Genomic DNA, 251 nt, shown 5'->3' on the forward strand with positions numbered 1-251 from the left:
CTACATCTTTGCCACCACCGGGGTGAAGGTTATTGAACAGGACAACGGTGGCTACGATGAGCTGCGCAGCAGTGCGCCGACGGCGACCCTGGACCCGTTCATTGAAAAGCTGACTTACATCGGCACCGGCAGTTTCACCGGCACCGGCAATGCCGGCGACAACATGATCGTCGGCGGCGCGGGCAATGACGTGCTGATTGGCGGCGGCGGTGCCGACCAGTTGATCGGCGGCGCCGGCCTGGACATGGCCA

1 pseudogene is annotated in these 251 nt (G+C 63.3%); it reads left to right on the plus strand.

Annotated elements, in window-relative coordinates:
- Positions 1-251: pseudogene (locus WLY71_RS30925) on the plus strand (calcium-binding protein); the annotation flags it as partial.

The organism is Pseudomonas rossensis, assembly GCF_039888995.1.
Classification (GTDB): Bacteria; Pseudomonadota; Gammaproteobacteria; order Pseudomonadales; family Pseudomonadaceae; genus Aquipseudomonas; species Aquipseudomonas rossensis.